The following is a 15,396-nucleotide window of genomic DNA, read 5'->3' as shown; positions in this document are numbered from 1 at the left end:
AGAAGGCGCAGGAGCTGGACGTGATCCCGGGGATGACGGCGCAGGTGGACATCCTGACCGGCAAACGCACGGTCATGCAGTACCTGCTCAAGCCCATCCTGCGGGCCTGGGGCAATGCGCTGGGGGAACGCTGACGACACGCGGCAAGCCGTGTCATCATTTCGTCGCCTGAGCGATACCATCATGCAGAGAGAAGCGGCTGACGGGGCTATTTAGGAAAGCCCTATCAGCCGGATCAGCTCGTTCAATTTACCCTATAGGACCTTGGTCGATATCCTAGGCCCTGTATTGAGCCGACCACCCACGACAGCAAGGAGTCATCCATCAATGCCGATTCTTAACACTGAAGTGAAGCCGTTCAAGGCGACTGCCTATTACAATGGCGAATTCATTGACGTTACCAATGAAAGCCTGAAGGGCCAGTGGAGCATCTTCTTCTTCTATCCGGCCGACTTCACCTTCGTCTGCCCCACCGAGCTGGGCGACCTGGCCGACAACTACGAAGAGTTCAAGAAGCTCGGCGTGGAAATCTACAGCGTCTCCACCGACACTCACTTCACTCACAAGGCATGGCACGACAGCTCCGAGACCATCGGCAAGCTGCAGTATCCGATGCTGGCCGACCCGACTCACGTCGTGTCGCGCAACTTCGATGTGCTGATCGAGGAAGACGGTGTGGCCGATCGCGGTACCTTCGTGGTCGACCCGGACGGCAAGATCCAGATCGTCGAGCTCAACGCCGGCAACATCGGCCGTAACGCCGAAGAGCTGCTGCGCAAGGTCAAGGCCGCCCAGTACGTGCGTGCCAACCCCAACGAGGTCTGCCCGGCCAAGTGGGAAGAAGGTCAGGAAACCCTCGAGCCGTCTCTGGACCTGGTCGGCAAGATCTAAGGAAGCCTGCTTCCTGCCGGCAACGCCCTTTTGAGGCCACGTTGCCTGAATCGGCGGCCTGATGGTTCGCGGTCGCCGATGCCTGCCTGACAAACCCGGGTGCTGCCCGGGTTTGCATCACCGAATTGACTGCAGGATGCGCTACCCGAGTGGTCGCCACGGGGGAGTCGTGTCTTGATGATCCGCGACGAGGATATCGCCGTTATGTTGGACGACAATCTGAAATCCCAGCTCAATGCCTATCTGCAGAAGGTCACACGGCCCTTCGAGATCGTCGCCACCCTCGATGACGGCGACAAGTCTCGGGAAATGCATGCCCTGCTGAAGGACGTCGCCGGCCTGAGCGAACGGATCAGCCTGCGCCTGGATGGTGACGACGCGCGTGCGCCGTCCTTTGCGCTGCACCGTGAAGGCGAGTCCACCGGCATCGTCTTCGCCGGCATCCCCATGGGCCACGAGTTCACCTCGCTGGTGCTGGCCCTGCTGCATGTCGGCGGCCATCCGCCCAAGGCCAGCGACGAAACCGTCGAGCAGATCAAGGCGCTGCCGGGCGGCTTGCACTTCGAGACCTATTTCTCGCAGTCCTGCCAGAACTGCCCGGACGTGGTCCAGGCACTGAACCTGATGGCCGTGCTCAACCCGGGCATCAGCCATGTGGCCATCGACGGCGCGCTGTTCAAGGATGAGGTCGACGCCCGCGAGGTCATGTCGGTGCCCGGCATCTTCCTCAACGGCGAGCCCTTCGACCAGGGCCGCATGAGCCTCGAGCAGATCCTCGCCAAGGTGGATACCGGCGCCGAGGAGCGCGAAGCCGAGCGCCTCAACGAGATGCCGGCCTTCGACCTGTTGACGGTCGGCGGCGGCCCGGCCGGCGCATCGGCCGCCGTCTATGCCGCGCGCAAGGGCATTCGCACCGGTGTCGCCTCCGAGCGTTTCGGCGGCCAGGTGCTCGACACCATGGGCATCGAGAACCTGATCTCCGTGCCCTACACCGAAGGCCCCAAGCTGGCGGCGGCTCTGGAAGAACACGTCAAGCAGTACGACGTGGAGATCATGGACCTGCAGCGGGCCACCGAGCTGGTGCCTTCAACCGAACCGGGCGGTGAGCACGAGGTGCGCTTCGCCTCGGGCGCCAGCCTGAAAAGCAGGACGCTGGTGCTCTCCACCGGGGCGCGCTGGCGGGAGATGAACGTGCCCGGCGAGGCCGAGTATCGCAACAAGGGCGTGGCCTACTGCCCGCACTGTGATGGCCCCTTGTTCAAGGGCAAGCGGGTCGCCGTGATCGGCGGCGGCAACTCCGGTGTCGAGGCGGCCATCGACCTGTCCGGCCTGGTCAAGGAAGTCATCCTGATCGAGTTCATGGATGAGCTGCGCGCCGACGAGGTGCTGCAGAAGAAGCTCGCCAGCCTGCCCAATGTCGAGATCATCAAGGGCGCGCGCACGACCCAGGTCAACGGCGATGGGGCGCGGGTTTCCGGCCTGACCTATGAAGAGCGTGCCAGCGGCGAGCTGCGCGATCTCGAACTGGAAGGCATCTTCGTGCAGATCGGCCTGGTGCCCAACACCGAGTGGCTGCGCGATTCGTCCATCGAGCTCTCCGAGCATGGCGAGATCATCACCGATGAGCGCGGCATGACCTCGGTGCCGGGCATCTTCGCCGCCGGTGACGTGACCACGGTGCCCTACAAGCAGATCGTCATCTCGTTGGGCGAAGGCTCGCGGGCGGCGCTGGGGGCTTTCGATTACTTGATTCGTCAGTGAGTGACAGTATTTCTGACGGTCATCTTCAAACCTCAGGGAGAGGTGGGCTTTTCCGTCGACAAGCCTTCGCGAGGGCGCTGTGAACCCCTCCATGGGCGCTACATGACCCTCGCTTCGCCTTGTCCCCGGCGCCCACCATCGACATTGCGAGCTGGGAAGGCGTTCCTTGACCTGGCCAAGCCATCATTGCGTGGTGGGTGACGCCCTCGTCGGTTTACCGGCGGGGGCGTTGTCGTGTGGGGTGGCGTTGTCTGCAGGACGCGTCTCGCACAGGCGGTTCATGCGGGCCAGCGCCTGGTCGGCGCCGTTCAGGCTGAAGACCATGAACCAGGGATCGTCCTCGCCGCGGTGGATGCGCAGGCGCAGTGTCTCGCCGTGGCGCATGCCATCGAGGAGGGCGCCGGTATCCGGCATCGTCAGCCGCACATAGAAGCCGTCGTCGCCGCGCTCGGTGATAAAGGCCGCCTCGCCGGTGTAGACCCTGTCCTGATCGACCATCACATCCACCGGCACCCGGTCCCAGGTGGCGCTCTCGGCCTGGACCTCGTCGAGCGTCACGCGAATCTCCAGCCAGCGCTGCCCGCAGGCGCCGGGCGTGGCGTTGACGCTGAGCACGCTGTCCGTGTAGCTGCTCTGCTCGATGGCGCGTACGTGGCGCTCCTCGCCCAGGGTCAGGCGCAGCGAGTGCCAGTCAGCGTGGCGCTGGACATCGACGGTGTTGAAACTGGCCGCCAGGGCCGGAGTGACAGGCAGGGCGGCGAGCAGACAGATGAGCCAGCCGCTCGCCAGAAAGGTGACAGGACGCATGGATATAGTCTCAATGTGACAAACGTTTAATGGCAGCGTTGCTGATTGGATACCGTCGTTGCTAGATTCGCAAGGGTCGCATTGCGAACTCATGCATGCACATTACACGACAACAAATTGGAGTTTCTGGTCATGCGTAACAACAACAAGACGCTGGTAGCCCTATCCCTCGCTACCCTGTCGCTTGGAACCGCCGCGACCGCCTCGGCCGCTACCCTGGACGAGGTCAAGGAACGTGGTGAACTGCGTTGTGGCGTGAATGTCGGCCTTGCCGGCTTCTCGGCCTCCGACGAAGACGGCACCTGGCAGGGCCTGGATGTGGAAACCTGCCGCGCCGTGTCCTCGGCCATCTTCGGTGACCCCGAAAACGTGGCGTTCACACCCCTCACCGCCAAGGAACGCTTCACGGCGCTGCAGTCCGGCGAAATCGACGTCCTGTCGCGCAACACTACCTGGACGGCCACTCGCGATAACTCCCTGGGCCTGAACTTTACCGCCACGACCTTCTACGATGGTCAGGGCTTCATGGTCGACAAGGACCTGGAAATCGAGAGCCTCGAGGACCTGAACGGTGCCTCGATCTGCATCCAGTCCGGCACCACCCACGAGCTCAACCTCGCCGACTACTTCCCCTCCCGCGACATCGACATCAACACCGTGACCTTCGATACCCCGGACCAGACGGCCCAGGGTTTCGCCAGTGGTCGCTGTGATGTGCTGACCTCGGATACCTCGCAGCTCAGCGCCCTGCGCCTGCAGCTCCCCGAGCCCGATAGCGTCGAGATCCTCACCGAACTGATTTCCAAGGAGCCGCTGGGCCCCGTGGTGCGTCAGGGCGATGACCAGTGGCTGGATATCGTGCAGTGGACGATCTTCGCCATGGTCAATGCCGAGGAAATGGGCATCAATCGCGACAATGTCGATGAGATGAAGGAGAACCCGCCGAACCCCGGTGTGGCACGCCTGCTCGGTGTCGACGGCACCTATGGCGAGCAGCTGGGTCTGAGCAATGACTGGGCCTACAACATCATTTCCCAGGTGGGTAACTACGGTGAAGTCTTCGCCGATACCGTGGGCGAGAACTCGCCGCTGGGCATCAGCCGTGGCATGAACGCGCTGTGGAATGAAGGCGGCATCCTCTATGCGCCGCCGGTCCGTTGAGCGAGCGTCGCTGACGGATTCCGCGTTTCCCGGGTCGGGACGGCCCGGCTCATGATCGTGTATGCGCCACTCTGATGGGTGGCAGCCAGCGGCCCCGGCAAGTGTCGGGGCCGCTGCAGCGATCGGGCCGTGTCATGTTCCGTCGATTTCTGCTTCCGCTGCCCGTCGGGGTGGCGGGTCGTGATATCCCGTTCGAGGCTCGACATGCAGCGTTCTTCTACTTCCGAACGGGGGCCGCTATGGCGTGACCCCGCCGTTCGTGCGTTGGTGATCCAGGCGATCCTGCTGCTGACCCTGCTGGGCTTCATCGCCATGATCGTGACCAACACCCTGTCCAACCTGGAGGCGCGTGGCATCACCACGGGCTTTGGCTTTCTCCAGGAACGGGCCGGTTTCTCCATTCCCCAGACCCTGATCGAGTACAGCGGTGACAGCAGCTATGCCCGTACCTTCGTGGTGGGCCTGCTGAACACCCTGCTGGTTTCCGCCATGGGCATCGTGGCGGCGACCGTCATCGGCTTCGCGGTGGGCATCGCGCGTCTGTCGAGCAACTGGCTGATGGCCAAGCTCGCCGCCGCTTACGTCGAAATCTTTCGCAACATCCCGCTGCTGGTGCAGATTCTGTTCTGGTATTTCGCCGTTCTGCAGGCGTTGCCGAGTCCGCGCCAGAGCCTGTCGCTGTTCGAGGCCTTCTTCCTCAACGTGCGTGGCCTGGTGGTGCCGGCGCCCGAGCCCCTGCCGGGCTTCTCGGCGACGCTCTGGGTGCTGTTGCTGGCCGTGGTCGCCGTGGTGGCCCTGACGATCTACGCGCGGCGCCTGCAGACCCGCACCGGCAAGGCACTGCCCGTCTTTCGCCTCGGTGCGCTGATCCTGATCGGCCTGCCGCTGCTGGTCTTCATGCTGACCGGCCAGCCGCTCGAGTGGGAGATACCGGCCATGGCCGGCTTCAACTTCCAGGGCGGCGTGACCGTCATCCCGGAGCTGGTGGCGCTGTGGCTGGCGTTGTCCATCTACACGGCGTCGTTCATCGCCGAGATCGTGCGCTCGGGCATTCAGTCGGTGCCCAAGGGGCAGACCGAGGCGGCCAAGGCGATCAGCCTGCCCGGCGATGTGACCCTGCGCAAGGTGGTCATTCCGCAGGCCATGCGGGTCATCGTGCCGCAGTTGACCAGCCAGTATCTCAACCTGACCAAGAACTCCTCGCTGGCCACCGCCATCGGGTATCCGGATCTGGTCGCGGTATTCGCCGGCACGGCGCTCAACCAGACCGGTCAGGCCATCGAGATCGTCGCCATCACCATGGCGGTCTATCTGGTGATCAGTCTGGTGGTCTCGGCGCTGATGAACCTCTACAACGCGCGCACTTTGCTCAAGGAGCGATGAGATGACGACACGAACCGAGATGATCGAGGCGCGTCGTCCGCCGGACATGCGCCGTGGCGTGGTCGGCTGGTTGCGCGCCAATCTGTTCAATGGCCCGCTCAACAGCGTGGTCAGCGTGATCACCATGGTGCTGCTGGCCATGATGCTGTGGCCCATGGCCAAGTGGGCGCTGATCGACGCCGACTGGCTGGGCTCGACCCGCGAGGCCTGCACGGGCGAGGGCGCCTGCTGGGTGTTCATCAGTGCGCGTTTCGAGACCATCATCTATGGCTTCTATCCCGACCCGGAGCGTTGGCGGGTGGATATCGTGCTGGCCATGCTGACGCTGCTGGTGGCCTGGCTGGCCATTCCCCGGCTACCGGCCAAGCGCTGGGTGGGCGCCTTTGCCCTGGTCGGCTTCCCGATCGTCGCCTATGTGCTGCTGATCGGTGGCCACTTCGGTCTCGAGGTAGTGCCGACCCGCGAGTGGGGCGGGCTGATGCTGACCCTGACGGTGGCCACCGTGGGCATCGTCGGTTCGCTGCCGATCGGCGTGGTGCTGGCTCTCGGGCGGCGTTCGCAGATGCCGCTGGTGCGCAGCCTGTGCGTGGTGTTCATCGAGTTCTGGCGCGGTGTGCCCTTGATCACGGTGCTGTTCATGGCCTCGGTCATGCTGCCGCTGTTCGTGCCTACCGAGGTCGAGTTCGACAAGCTGTTGCGCGCCCTGATCGGCATCATGTTCTTCTGGAGCGCCTACATGGCCGAGGTCGTGCGTGGTGGCCTGCAGGCGATTCCCTCCGGCCAGGAGGAAGCCGCCAAGGCCCTGGGGCTGGGCTACTGGCGGCGCATGGGGCTGATCGTGCTGCCCCAGGCCCTGAAGCTGGTGATTCCCGGCATCGTCAACACCTTCATCGCGCTGTTCAAGGACACCTCGCTGGTGCTGATCATCGGCCTGTTCGATCTGCTGGCGATCATTCGCGCGGGGCTCACCGACAGCAACTGGCTGGGCTTCGCCACCGAGGGCTATGTCTTCGCCGCGCTGATGTTCTGGGTCTTCTGTTTCAGCATGTCCAGGTACAGTCAGTACATAGAGCGACGCCTCCACACAGGCCACTGATTCAGCGTTTAATAACAAGGAAATACCGTCATGACGGCAAACAATTCGGCAAGCGCTTCCTCCGCGGATACTCCGATGATCGAGGTGGAGGGGCTCAACAAGTGGTACGGCGACTTTCATGTGCTGCGTGACATCGACCTGACGGTGGCGCGCGGTGAGCGCATTGTCGTCTGCGGGCCTTCGGGCTCGGGCAAGTCGACCCTGATTCGCTGCTTCAATCATCTGGAGGAGCATCAGCAGGGCCGCATCACGGTCGATGGCGTGACCATGACCCAGGACATCAAGCGCATCGAGCAGATACGCCGCAATGTCGGTATGGTCTTCCAGCACTTCAATCTCTTCCCGCATCTCTCGGTGCTCGACAACTGCTGCATCTCCCAGACCTGGGTGCAGAAGAAGCCGCGGGCCGAGGCCGAGAAGACCGCTCAGGAGTTTCTCGAGCGGGTGCAGATCGCCGATCAGGCCCACAAGTATCCGGGGCAGTTATCCGGTGGTCAGCAGCAGCGCGTGGCCATTGCCCGGGCGCTGTGCATGCGCCCCGAGGTCATGCTGTTCGATGAGCCGACCTCGGCGCTCGACCCGGAAATGATCAAGGAGGTGCTGGATGTCATGGTCGAGCTGGCCCAGGACGGCATGACCATGCTGTGCGTGACCCACGAGATGGGCTTCGCCAAGACGGTGGCCGACCGGGTGATCTTCATGGACCAGGGCCAGATCATCGAGCAGGCACCGCCGCAGACCTTCTTCAACCATCCGGAATCGGAGCGGACGAAGCTGTTCCTGAGCCAGATTCTGGGGCATTAAGCCAAGCGGCCGGCAGGGGCTTTTCCGGCGACAGGGCTCGGCGAGGGCGCTGTAAACTCGTCCATGGGCGCTACATCCGCCATCAATGGCGGATGACCCTCGCTGCGCCCTGTCCCCGGCGCCCGTGGTCATGTGTGGCCTGGACGTGCTCGCAGTTCGAACGCTTCCTTGTGTTCTGGCTCGTGTTGCGTTCTGGCTAATGTTTTCTGGCTGAAGGGGCGCATCTCAGGCGACGATGCGCAGGCATTGTCCGGCGTGGTAGAGGGTGAAGCCGCTTTCGTAGGCCTTGCTCCATAGCGGCTTGGCGCGGAGCGGCGTGGCGCGTCGCACGGGCAGCGGCAGGCTGCTGTCGTCACCGTGAGTGAGGTAGCGGGCGAAGCCCTTGCCGACCACGGTGCCGGTGGTGATGCCGCGGCCGTTGTAGCCGGCGGCGGCGAGAATGCCCGGGGCCGGTTCGAACAGGCGCAGGGTATGGTCCGGCGTGAAGCCGACCTGGCCGGTCCAGGTGCATTCCCAGTCCACCTGTCCCAGCTGCGGGAAGTAATGGCGCTGGATGCGGTCGGCCCAGCAGCGCAGGAAGGCCTCCGGCTTGGTCTCGCCCCGCCCCAGGCTACCCAGGATCAGGCGCCCTTCGGCGTCGCGGCGCATGCTGCTGAGTACCATGCGCGTATCCCAGGCGCCCTGGCGTTCGGGCAGGATATCGCCGGCGATGTCGTCGGGCAGCGGCGCCGAGGCCACCTGGTAGAAGTGCCCGCGGAAGAAGACGTCACGCACCTGATTCCAGTGATCCTCGCTGTAGGCGTTGGTGGCGATGACCAGCTGCGGGGCCCGCAGGCTGCCGTGGGGCGTCGCGACCCGCCAGCTTTCGCCCACTCGCTCGATGCCGTCGGCCGGGCTGTGGGTATACAGATGGGCGCCCGCCTGCCGGGCGGCGCGGGCCAGGCCCCGGGTGTAGGCGGTGGGGTTGAGGGTGCCGGCACGCCGGTCGAGCAGGGCGCGCCGAATACGCTGTGTACCGATGCGCCGCTGACAGTCCTCGCCCTCGAGCAGCTCCACCGGCGCACCACGCTGGGAAAACTGCTGGTAACGCCGTTCCAGCTCCTGCTCGCCCCTGCCATTGTGCGCCAGGTGCAGGGTGCCGGTGCGGGTGTCCTGGCAGTCGATGGCGTAGCGATCGATCAGCTTGAAGACTTCGGCGGGTGCCTCACCGAGGACGCTGTTGGCTCGCTCGCCGTTTTCCGGGCCGAGGGCCTCGAGGATGTCGTCCGGCGGAATCCACATCCCGGCGTTGACCAGGCCGACGCTGCGCCCTGAGCCTCCGCTGGGGATTTCGCCGGCTTCCAGCAGGGCCACCGACACGCCCGCCTCGGCGAGATGAATGGCCGTGCTCAGCCCGGTAATACCGCCGCCGATCACGGCAACATCCGCCGAAGCCTCGCCTGACAGCTGCATGGTGTCATGCAGCGGCTCGAGGGACGTGGACGTCCAGACGCAGGTCGATTGCATACGGCGCTCCTGACAGCTTCAGGCCAATGCCATGGGAAATGACCGGGTCCCGCCGTCGTCACCCGGTGTCGACGGCGGGCGCCGAGGGCTCAGTCGAACTTGATGCCCTGGGCCAGCGGCAGCTCGCGGGAGTAGTTGACGGTGTTGGTCTGGCGGCGCATGTAGCTCTTCCAGATGTCCGAGCCGGACTCGCGGCCGCCGCCGGTGTCCTTCTCGCCGCCGAAGGCGCCACCGATCTCGGCACCGCTCGGGCCGATATTGACGTTGGCGATACCGCAGTCGCTGCCCACATCCGAGACGAAGGCCTCGGACTCGCGGACATCGGTGGTGAAGATGCACGACGACAGCCCCTGGGGTACGTCATTGTGCATCGCCATGGCCTCGTCGAAGTCGCGGTAGCTCATCACGTAGAGGATCGGCGCGAAGGTCTCGTTCTTGACCAGTTCATTCTGTGACGCCACTTCGACGATGGCCGGCGTGACGTAGTAGGCATCCGGGTACTGGTCGGCCAGCTGGCGCTCGCCGCCGAACACCGTGGCGCCCTGCTGGCGCGCCTGATCGAGCACCGACTGCATCTGTTCGAAGGCCTGGGCATCGATCAGCGGGCCGACCAGGCTACCTTCCATGGGATCGCCGATGGTCACGCCGGCATAGGCCTTCTTGACCCGCTCGACTACCTCGTCGCGCACGGACTCGTGGACGATCAGGCGGCGCAGCGTGGTGCAGCGCTGGCCGGCGGTGCCCACGGCCGAGAACAGGATGGCGCGTACCGCCATGTCCAGATCGGCGCTGGGCGCCAGGATCATGCCGTTGTTGCCGCCCAGCTCGAGGATGCTGCGACCGAAGCGGGCCGCCACGCGGGGTGCTACCTCACGGCCCATGCGGGTGCTGCCGGTGGCGCTGATCAGCGGCACGCGAGGGTCGTCGGCCAGGCGCTCGCCGGCGGCGCGGTCGCCGATGATCACCTGGCTCAGGTCGGCCGGTGCCTCGTCGCCGAACTCGGCCATGGCGCGTTCCAGCAGCGCCTGGCAGCCCAGGGCGGTGAGCGGGGTCTTTTCCGACGGCTTCCACAGCAGGCTGTTGCCGCACACCAGCGCCAGGGCGGAGTTCCAGGCCCAGGGCGCGACCGGGAAGTTGAAGGCGGTGATCAGGCCGATGGGGCCCAGCGGATGCCAGCTCTCGCGCATGTGGTGGCCCGGGCGCTCGGAGGCGATGGTCAGGCCGTAGAGCTGGCGCGACTGGCCCACCGCCAGGTCACAGATGTCGATCATCTCCTGCACTTCACCCAGGCCTTCCTGGTAGATCTTGCCGCACTCCAGGGTGACCAGGGCGCCCAGGTCCTCCTTGTGGCGACGCAACTGCTCGCCGAACAGGCGCACCAGCTCGCCGCGCCGTGGGGCCGGCACCTGGCGCCATTGTTCGAAGGCGCTGCGGGCACGTGCCACGCGGTCCTCGATGGCATCGGCGCCTTCCAGGCTGACGCGGCCGATCTCGCCGCCGTCGGTGGGGGAGGTGATGACGAAGTCACCCTGGCGGTAGCGGGCCTCGTCGACCCCGAGCTTGTGCATGAGCGTGTCGATCATGGTGTGTCCCCTCGTGTTCTCATCTGACGCCAGGCGTCGGTTCCAGAATGGCGGAAATGAGGCCAGTATTGACGCGCCGATTGACGCCGCTCAAACGACGTTTTATATGAAGGTCATTCCATTTTTTCCTGACCCCGCTGTTTTCTGAACCGGAAAGAGGGCCACATGAGCCGTCGACACCTGCCCACTCTCACCGCCATGCAGTGCTTCGAGGCCTCGGTGCGGCACATGAGCTTCACGCGCGCCGCCGATGAACTGAACCTGACCCAGAGTGCGGTCAGCAAGCAGGTAGCCCAGCTGGAGTCGACCCTGGAGCATCCGCTGTTTCGCCGGGTGCGCAAGCGCCTGCAAGTGACGCCGGAAGGCGCGCTCTACCTCACCGAGGTGCGCAAGATCCTCGCCCAGGTGGAGATGTCCACGCGCTACATGCAGTCCTATGGCGGGCAGAGCGAGGTGCTCAATGTCACCACCCTGCCGACCTTCGGCGCTCGCTGGCTGATTCCGCGGCTCAATGGGTTTCGCTTTCGCCACCCGCGCACCTACCTGAACATCGCCAATCGCTCGGAGCCCTTCGACCTGGAGGAAGAGCGGGTCGATGTGGCCTTCTTCTTCGGTCATGGCGCCTGGCCGCGAGCCGAGTGCATCCGCCTGTTCGACGAGGAGCGGGTGCCGGTCTGCGCGCCCTCGGCGGTTCCGCCCGGTGGCATCAGTGAGCCGCTGGCGCTGACCCGACTGGTGCTGTTGCAGAACGCCACCCGCCCCGAGGCCTGGCATGACTGGTTCGCGGCCCAGGGCTGCTATACCGAGCACAGTTATCATGGCCCGCGTTTCGATACCTTCGACATGGCCCTGCGTGCCGCCCGCGCCGGCTGTGGCGTGGCGCTGGTGCCGCGCTTCCTGGCCGAGGAGGAACTGGCGGCCGGTCAACTGAGCGTGCCCTGGTCGTTCGGGCTGACCAGTCGCGAGGCCTACTATCTGGCCTACCCGGAACACAAGGCCGAAGTGGGCAAGGTCAAGGGCTTCACCGACTGGATACTCGAGCACCTCGATCGCCCTGCCAGCCCCGGCTAGTCGATCGGGGCCTCGGCCGCGGCACACGCCAGGAGATGGTCGACGAAGCGGCGTACCCTGGGCAGTTCGCCGAGGTGCTCGGGGTACACCAGGTAATAGGCATCCGGCCCGCGCATGACATGTGGCCAGGCCAGCACGAGCCGGCCTGCGGCCAGTTCATCAGCGACGAAGAAGCGTGGCACCAGGGCCAGCCCGCCGCCACTCATGGCGGTGCGAATCAGCATCTGGAAGGTTTCGAAGCGGGTACCGTGGTAACTGTGCTCGCTGGCGATGTGTTGATCGGCAAACCAGCGATGCCAGGCATCGGGGCGGGTGGCGAGATGCAGCAGGCGGCGCTCGGCCAGGTCGGCGGCGTGTTGCGCGGGCTGGCGCGCCAGATAGTCCGGTGCGCCCACGGCGACGACCTCCTCCTCGAACAGCTTGTGGCACTCCAGGTTCGGCCAGTGGCCATGACCGTGGAAAATCGCCACCTCGATGTTCTCGCGCTCCAGGTCGAAGGCCTCGACGTGGTCGTGAACGCTGAGGTCGATCCGTGGGTTGGCGTCCAGGAAAGCCGGCAGCTGCCGCGCCAGCCAGCGCGCGCCGAAGGTCGGCAGGCAGGCGACGCGCAGGGCTTCGGCCTGGCCGCGGTAGGTCATGATCGAGTGCGCCGACATCTCGATCTGGGCCAGTATCCGGCGCACCTCGGTGAGATACAGCGAGCCCTCGGGGGTCAGCACCAGGTTACGCCGCACGCGCCGGAACAGCTTGTGCTGGAGATAGTCCTCTAGCTGGGCCACCTGCTTGCTGACGGCGCTCTGGGTGATGCTCAGTTCATCGGCGGCGCGCGTGAAGCTCAGATGACGCGCCGCGGCCTCGAAACACTGCATGGTCATGGTCGCGGGCAGGTGGCGGGCGCTCATGGCCGATCTCCGTGTTGGCAAGGATTCCGGGTGTTCATGCATCTGCCGGGTTATCTGCATTGTAAGGCAGGGTGGTGCAGGGTGCATGAGCACAGGGAATGGATAGCCCGCTTTTTTTCGTTTGCCGGCACGCTGCTGGCTCTGTTCTCATGCCAGGAGGATGGCCGCCGATCCGGGTGTCGAATGCCCCGCGGTGGCCCATGAATGACAAGCTCCAGGACGTGCTGGAACGCCAGCACGACAACACAGAGGTAGGCACGATGACGTCTCCGGTGTCGCATCACGAGATTCGTGATCGCTTTTCCCGCGCCATGTCGGCCATGTATCAGGATGAAGTGCCGCAGTACGGCACCCTGTTGGAGCTGGTGGCGGAGGTCAATCAGGAAACCCTGCACAACGACCCCGGGCTGGCCGAGCGACTCGAAGCCCACGATGAAATGAACCGCCTGGGCGTCGAGCGGCATGGCGCCATTCGTGTCGGCACGCCCGAGGAGCTGTCCATGCTGCGTCGGCTGTTCGCGGTGATGGGCATGTTCCCGGTGGGCTACTACGATCTGTCTGAAGCGGGGGTGCCGGTGCACTCGACGGCGTTCCGGCCGGTCGAGGACGAGGCGCTTTCGCGCAATCCGTTCCGGGTCTTCACCTCGCTGCTGCGTCTCGAACTCATCGAAAGCCCCGAGCTGCGCGAGCGGGCCGCCGAGATTCTCGCCCGGCGCGACATCTTCACCCCCGGCGCACGCGAGCTGATCGAACTCAGCGAACGCCAGGGCGGGCTGACCAGCGAGCAGGCCGATCGCTTCGTCAGCGAGGCATTGGAGACGTTTCGCTGGCATCAGGATGCCACCGTGGATCTCGATACCTATGAGGCCCTGCATGCCGAGCACCGCCTGATCGCCGACGTGGTCTGCTTTCGCGGGCCGCACATCAACCATCTGACGCCGCGCACCCTGGATATCGACGAGGTACAGCGACGCATGCCGGCGGTCGGTATCACGCCCAAGGACGTCATCGAAGGCCCGCCGCGCCGCGACTGCCCGATCCTGTTGCGCCAGACCAGCTTCAAGGCCCTGGAAGAGCCGACGCGTTTCGTCGGCGAGCGGCAGGGCAGCCACACCGCCCGCTTCGGCGAGATCGAGCAGCGCGGGGTGGCGCTGACCCCCGAAGGACGCGCGCTCTATGACCGCCTGCTCAAGGAGGCGCGACAGCACACCGCCGGCTTGGCCAACGACGCGCACCAGCAGGTGCTCGGCGAGGTCTTTCAGGCTTTCCCGGATACCCATGGCGAGTTGCGTCGCCGGGGGCTGGCGTTTTTCGATTACCGTCTGACCCGGGCCGGGCACGAGGCCGGCCTGGTGGCCGAGACCGACCTGGAGGCGCTGATCGAGCAGGGCCTGGTCAGCGCCCAGCCGATCACCTATGAGGACTTCCTGCCGGTGAGTGCCGCGGGCATCTTCCAGTCCAACCTAGGCGGTGACCAGAATCAGGCTTATGCCGGCAATGCCAATCGCGCGGCCTTCGAGGCGTCACTGGGCGCGGCCGTGACCGACGAGCTGGCGCTGTATGCCAGGCGCGAACAGGGCTCCATCGACGCCGTGATGGCCGCGCTGAGTGATGCTGGATAGCCTGGCATGGCTGAATAGTCTCTCACCCCTCGAGGGCGGGGTCGCGCTGCTGCTGATCGGACTCTCGACCCTGACCTCGATGCTCAGTGCCTCCATGGGTGTGGGCGGCGGCACCCTGCTGATCATGACCATGGCCCAGGTCATGCCCGGGGTGGCGCTGGTACCGGTGCACGGCATGGTGCAGCTGGGCTCCAATGCCGGTCGTACCCTGATGACCTGGCGCCATCTCAACTGGCCGATTCTGGGTGCCTTCGTGCCCGGCGTCATCGCCGGCGCCGGGCTGGCCAGCCTGTTGCTGGTGCGTCTGCCCGCCGGCGTGCTGGAGCTCTCCATCGCCGGCTTCGTGCTCTTCACTCTCTGGGGACCGGGGCTGCCCAAACGTAGCCTGGGGCGCGCGGGCACCGCCCTGGCCGGTGCCGTGACGACCTTCCTGTCCAGCTTCGTCGGCGCCAGTGGCCCGCTGGTGGCCGCCTTCATCAAGCAGCATGGCGGCGCGCGGCAAACCACGGTGGCCACCTTTGCGGCCTGCATGACCCTGCAGCACCTGACCAAGGCCTTTGTCTTCGGCATGGCCGGCTTCATCTTTCATGACTGGCTGGCCCTGATGGCCATGATGATCGCCGCCGGTGTGGTCGGCACCTGGCTGGGCCTGCGCCTGCTCGGGCGGCTCACGGAGCATCGTTTCGATGGCCTGTTCCGCTGGTGCATGACCCTGCTGGCGCTGCGCCTGATCTGGCTGGGCGTACAGCGCCTCGGCCTGATCGGTGCTGGAGCATGATAATCCGCCCCGAAAGCGCAATTTTGCCAGC

The 15,396-nt window shown here is 65.2% G+C and carries 13 protein-coding genes; 9 read left to right on the top strand and 4 right to left on the bottom strand.

The window, feature by feature from the left end:
* The first annotated feature begins 327 nt into the window (after positions 1-327).
* Complete coding sequence (gene ahpC, locus QWY79_RS09130; RefSeq protein ID WP_141321772.1) at positions 328-891, top strand: alkyl hydroperoxide reductase subunit C; 564 nt, start codon at positions 328-330, stop codon at positions 889-891.
* Positions 892-1,095: 204 nt separating this feature from the next.
* The gene (gene ahpF / locus QWY79_RS09125; protein WP_290272006.1) at positions 1,096-2,652 is read left to right on the top strand and encodes an alkyl hydroperoxide reductase subunit F; all 1,557 of its coding nucleotides are present in this window, start codon (positions 1,096-1,098) and stop codon (positions 2,650-2,652) included.
* 183 nt (positions 2,653-2,835) lie between these two features.
* On the opposite strand, the gene QWY79_RS09120 is transcribed toward ahpF, so the two are convergent.
* Positions 2,836-3,459 carry a hypothetical protein gene (locus tag QWY79_RS09120; RefSeq protein ID WP_290272004.1) on the bottom strand — a complete coding sequence of 208 codons (624 nt, stop codon included), beginning with the start codon at positions 3,457-3,459 and terminating at the stop codon, positions 2,836-2,838.
* Positions 3,460-3,591: 132 nt separating this feature from the next.
* Here QWY79_RS09120 and QWY79_RS09115 point away from each other — a divergent pair, with 132 nt between their 5' ends.
* The 4 genes from QWY79_RS09115 (at position 3,592) to QWY79_RS09100 (ending at position 7,903) form a co-directional block, all read left to right on the top strand.
* Complete coding sequence (locus QWY79_RS09115; protein WP_290272001.1) at positions 3,592-4,620, top strand: amino acid ABC transporter substrate-binding protein; 1,029 nt, start codon at positions 3,592-3,594, stop codon at positions 4,618-4,620.
* 204 nt (positions 4,621-4,824) lie between these two features.
* Positions 4,825-6,003: an amino acid ABC transporter permease gene (locus QWY79_RS09110; protein ID WP_290271998.1), complete on the top strand. Its 1,179-nt coding sequence runs from the start codon at positions 4,825-4,827 to the stop codon at positions 6,001-6,003.
* Between the two features lies 1 nt (position 6,004).
* Positions 6,005-7,099: an amino acid ABC transporter permease gene (locus QWY79_RS09105; protein WP_290271996.1), complete on the top strand. Its 1,095-nt coding sequence runs from the start codon at positions 6,005-6,007 to the stop codon at positions 7,097-7,099.
* A gap of 30 nt (positions 7,100-7,129) precedes the next feature.
* Entirely contained in the window at positions 7,130-7,903 is a 774-nt protein-coding gene (locus QWY79_RS09100; RefSeq protein WP_290271994.1) for an amino acid ABC transporter ATP-binding protein, read from the top strand.
* A gap of 225 nt (positions 7,904-8,128) precedes the next feature.
* On the opposite strand, the gene amaA is transcribed toward QWY79_RS09100, so the two are convergent.
* Both amaA and amaB read right to left on the bottom strand, forming a co-directional pair.
* On the bottom strand, positions 8,129-9,409 hold the full coding sequence (gene amaA / locus QWY79_RS09095; RefSeq protein WP_290271992.1) for an L-pipecolate oxidase: 1,281 nt from the start codon (positions 9,407-9,409) through the stop codon (positions 8,129-8,131).
* Positions 9,410-9,498: 89 nt separating this feature from the next.
* Complete coding sequence (gene amaB, locus QWY79_RS09090; protein WP_141321760.1) at positions 9,499-10,992, bottom strand: L-piperidine-6-carboxylate dehydrogenase; 1,494 nt, start codon at positions 10,990-10,992, stop codon at positions 9,499-9,501.
* A 165-nt stretch (positions 10,993-11,157) separates the two neighbouring features.
* Between amaB and QWY79_RS09085 the strand changes: the two genes are divergently transcribed.
* Positions 11,158-12,063: a LysR family transcriptional regulator gene (locus QWY79_RS09085; RefSeq protein WP_290271989.1), complete on the top strand. Its 906-nt coding sequence runs from the start codon at positions 11,158-11,160 to the stop codon at positions 12,061-12,063.
* Here QWY79_RS09085 and QWY79_RS09080 read toward each other — a convergent pair.
* A complete protein-coding gene (locus tag QWY79_RS09080; RefSeq protein ID WP_290271988.1) occupies positions 12,060-12,965 on the bottom strand; it encodes a LysR substrate-binding domain-containing protein in 906 nt (301 codons plus the stop codon). The two genes, QWY79_RS09085 and QWY79_RS09080, sit on opposite strands and share 4 nt — an antisense overlap.
* Before the next feature lie 260 nt (positions 12,966-13,225).
* Here QWY79_RS09080 and hglS point away from each other — a divergent pair, with 260 nt between their 5' ends.
* Positions 13,226-14,587, top strand: coding sequence for a 2-oxoadipate dioxygenase/decarboxylase HglS (hglS, locus tag QWY79_RS09075; protein WP_290272027.1), 1,362 nt, complete (start codon positions 13,226-13,228; stop codon positions 14,585-14,587).
* The gene (locus tag QWY79_RS09070) at positions 14,577-15,365 is read left to right on the top strand and encodes a sulfite exporter TauE/SafE family protein (RefSeq protein ID WP_290271986.1); all 789 of its coding nucleotides are present in this window, start codon (positions 14,577-14,579) and stop codon (positions 15,363-15,365) included. Before hglS ends, QWY79_RS09070 begins: the two co-directional genes overlap by 11 nt.
* Positions 15,366-15,396 lie beyond the last annotated feature (31 nt).

The sequence above is a fragment of the Halomonas sabkhae genome, assembly GCF_030409265.1.
Taxonomy (GTDB): domain Bacteria; phylum Pseudomonadota; class Gammaproteobacteria; order Pseudomonadales; family Halomonadaceae; genus Halomonas; species Halomonas halmophila.
Note: the sequence above shows the minus strand (reverse complement) of the source record. Positions and strands in the feature narration are given on the sequence as shown.

Bases quoted from the DNA above. Each gene is read 5' to 3' on its own strand.
- ahpC (WP_141321772.1), top strand. From the start codon at position 328: ATGCCGATTCTTAACACTGAAGTGAAGCCGTTCAAGGCGACTGCCTAT.
- ahpF (WP_290272006.1), top strand. From the start codon at position 1,096: ATGTTGGACGACAATCTGAAATCCCAGCTCAATGCCTATCTGCAGAAG.
- QWY79_RS09120 (WP_290272004.1), bottom strand. From the start codon at position 3,459: ATGCGTCCTGTCACCTTTCTGGCGAGCGGCTGGCTCATCTGTCTGCTC.
- QWY79_RS09115 (WP_290272001.1), top strand. From the start codon at position 3,592: ATGCGTAACAACAACAAGACGCTGGTAGCCCTATCCCTCGCTACCCTG.
- QWY79_RS09110 (WP_290271998.1), top strand. From the start codon at position 4,825: ATGCAGCGTTCTTCTACTTCCGAACGGGGGCCGCTATGGCGTGACCCC.
- QWY79_RS09105 (WP_290271996.1), top strand. From the start codon at position 6,005: ATGACGACACGAACCGAGATGATCGAGGCGCGTCGTCCGCCGGACATG.
- QWY79_RS09100 (WP_290271994.1), top strand. From the start codon at position 7,130: ATGACGGCAAACAATTCGGCAAGCGCTTCCTCCGCGGATACTCCGATG.
- amaA (WP_290271992.1), bottom strand. From the start codon at position 9,409: ATGCAATCGACCTGCGTCTGGACGTCCACGTCCCTCGAGCCGCTGCAT.
- amaB (WP_141321760.1), bottom strand. From the start codon at position 10,992: ATGATCGACACGCTCATGCACAAGCTCGGGGTCGACGAGGCCCGCTAC.
- QWY79_RS09085 (WP_290271989.1), top strand. From the start codon at position 11,158: ATGAGCCGTCGACACCTGCCCACTCTCACCGCCATGCAGTGCTTCGAG.
- QWY79_RS09080 (WP_290271988.1), bottom strand. From the start codon at position 12,965: ATGAGCGCCCGCCACCTGCCCGCGACCATGACCATGCAGTGTTTCGAG.
- hglS (WP_290272027.1), top strand. From the start codon at position 13,226: ATGACGTCTCCGGTGTCGCATCACGAGATTCGTGATCGCTTTTCCCGC.
- QWY79_RS09070 (WP_290271986.1), top strand. From the start codon at position 14,577: ATGCTGGATAGCCTGGCATGGCTGAATAGTCTCTCACCCCTCGAGGGC.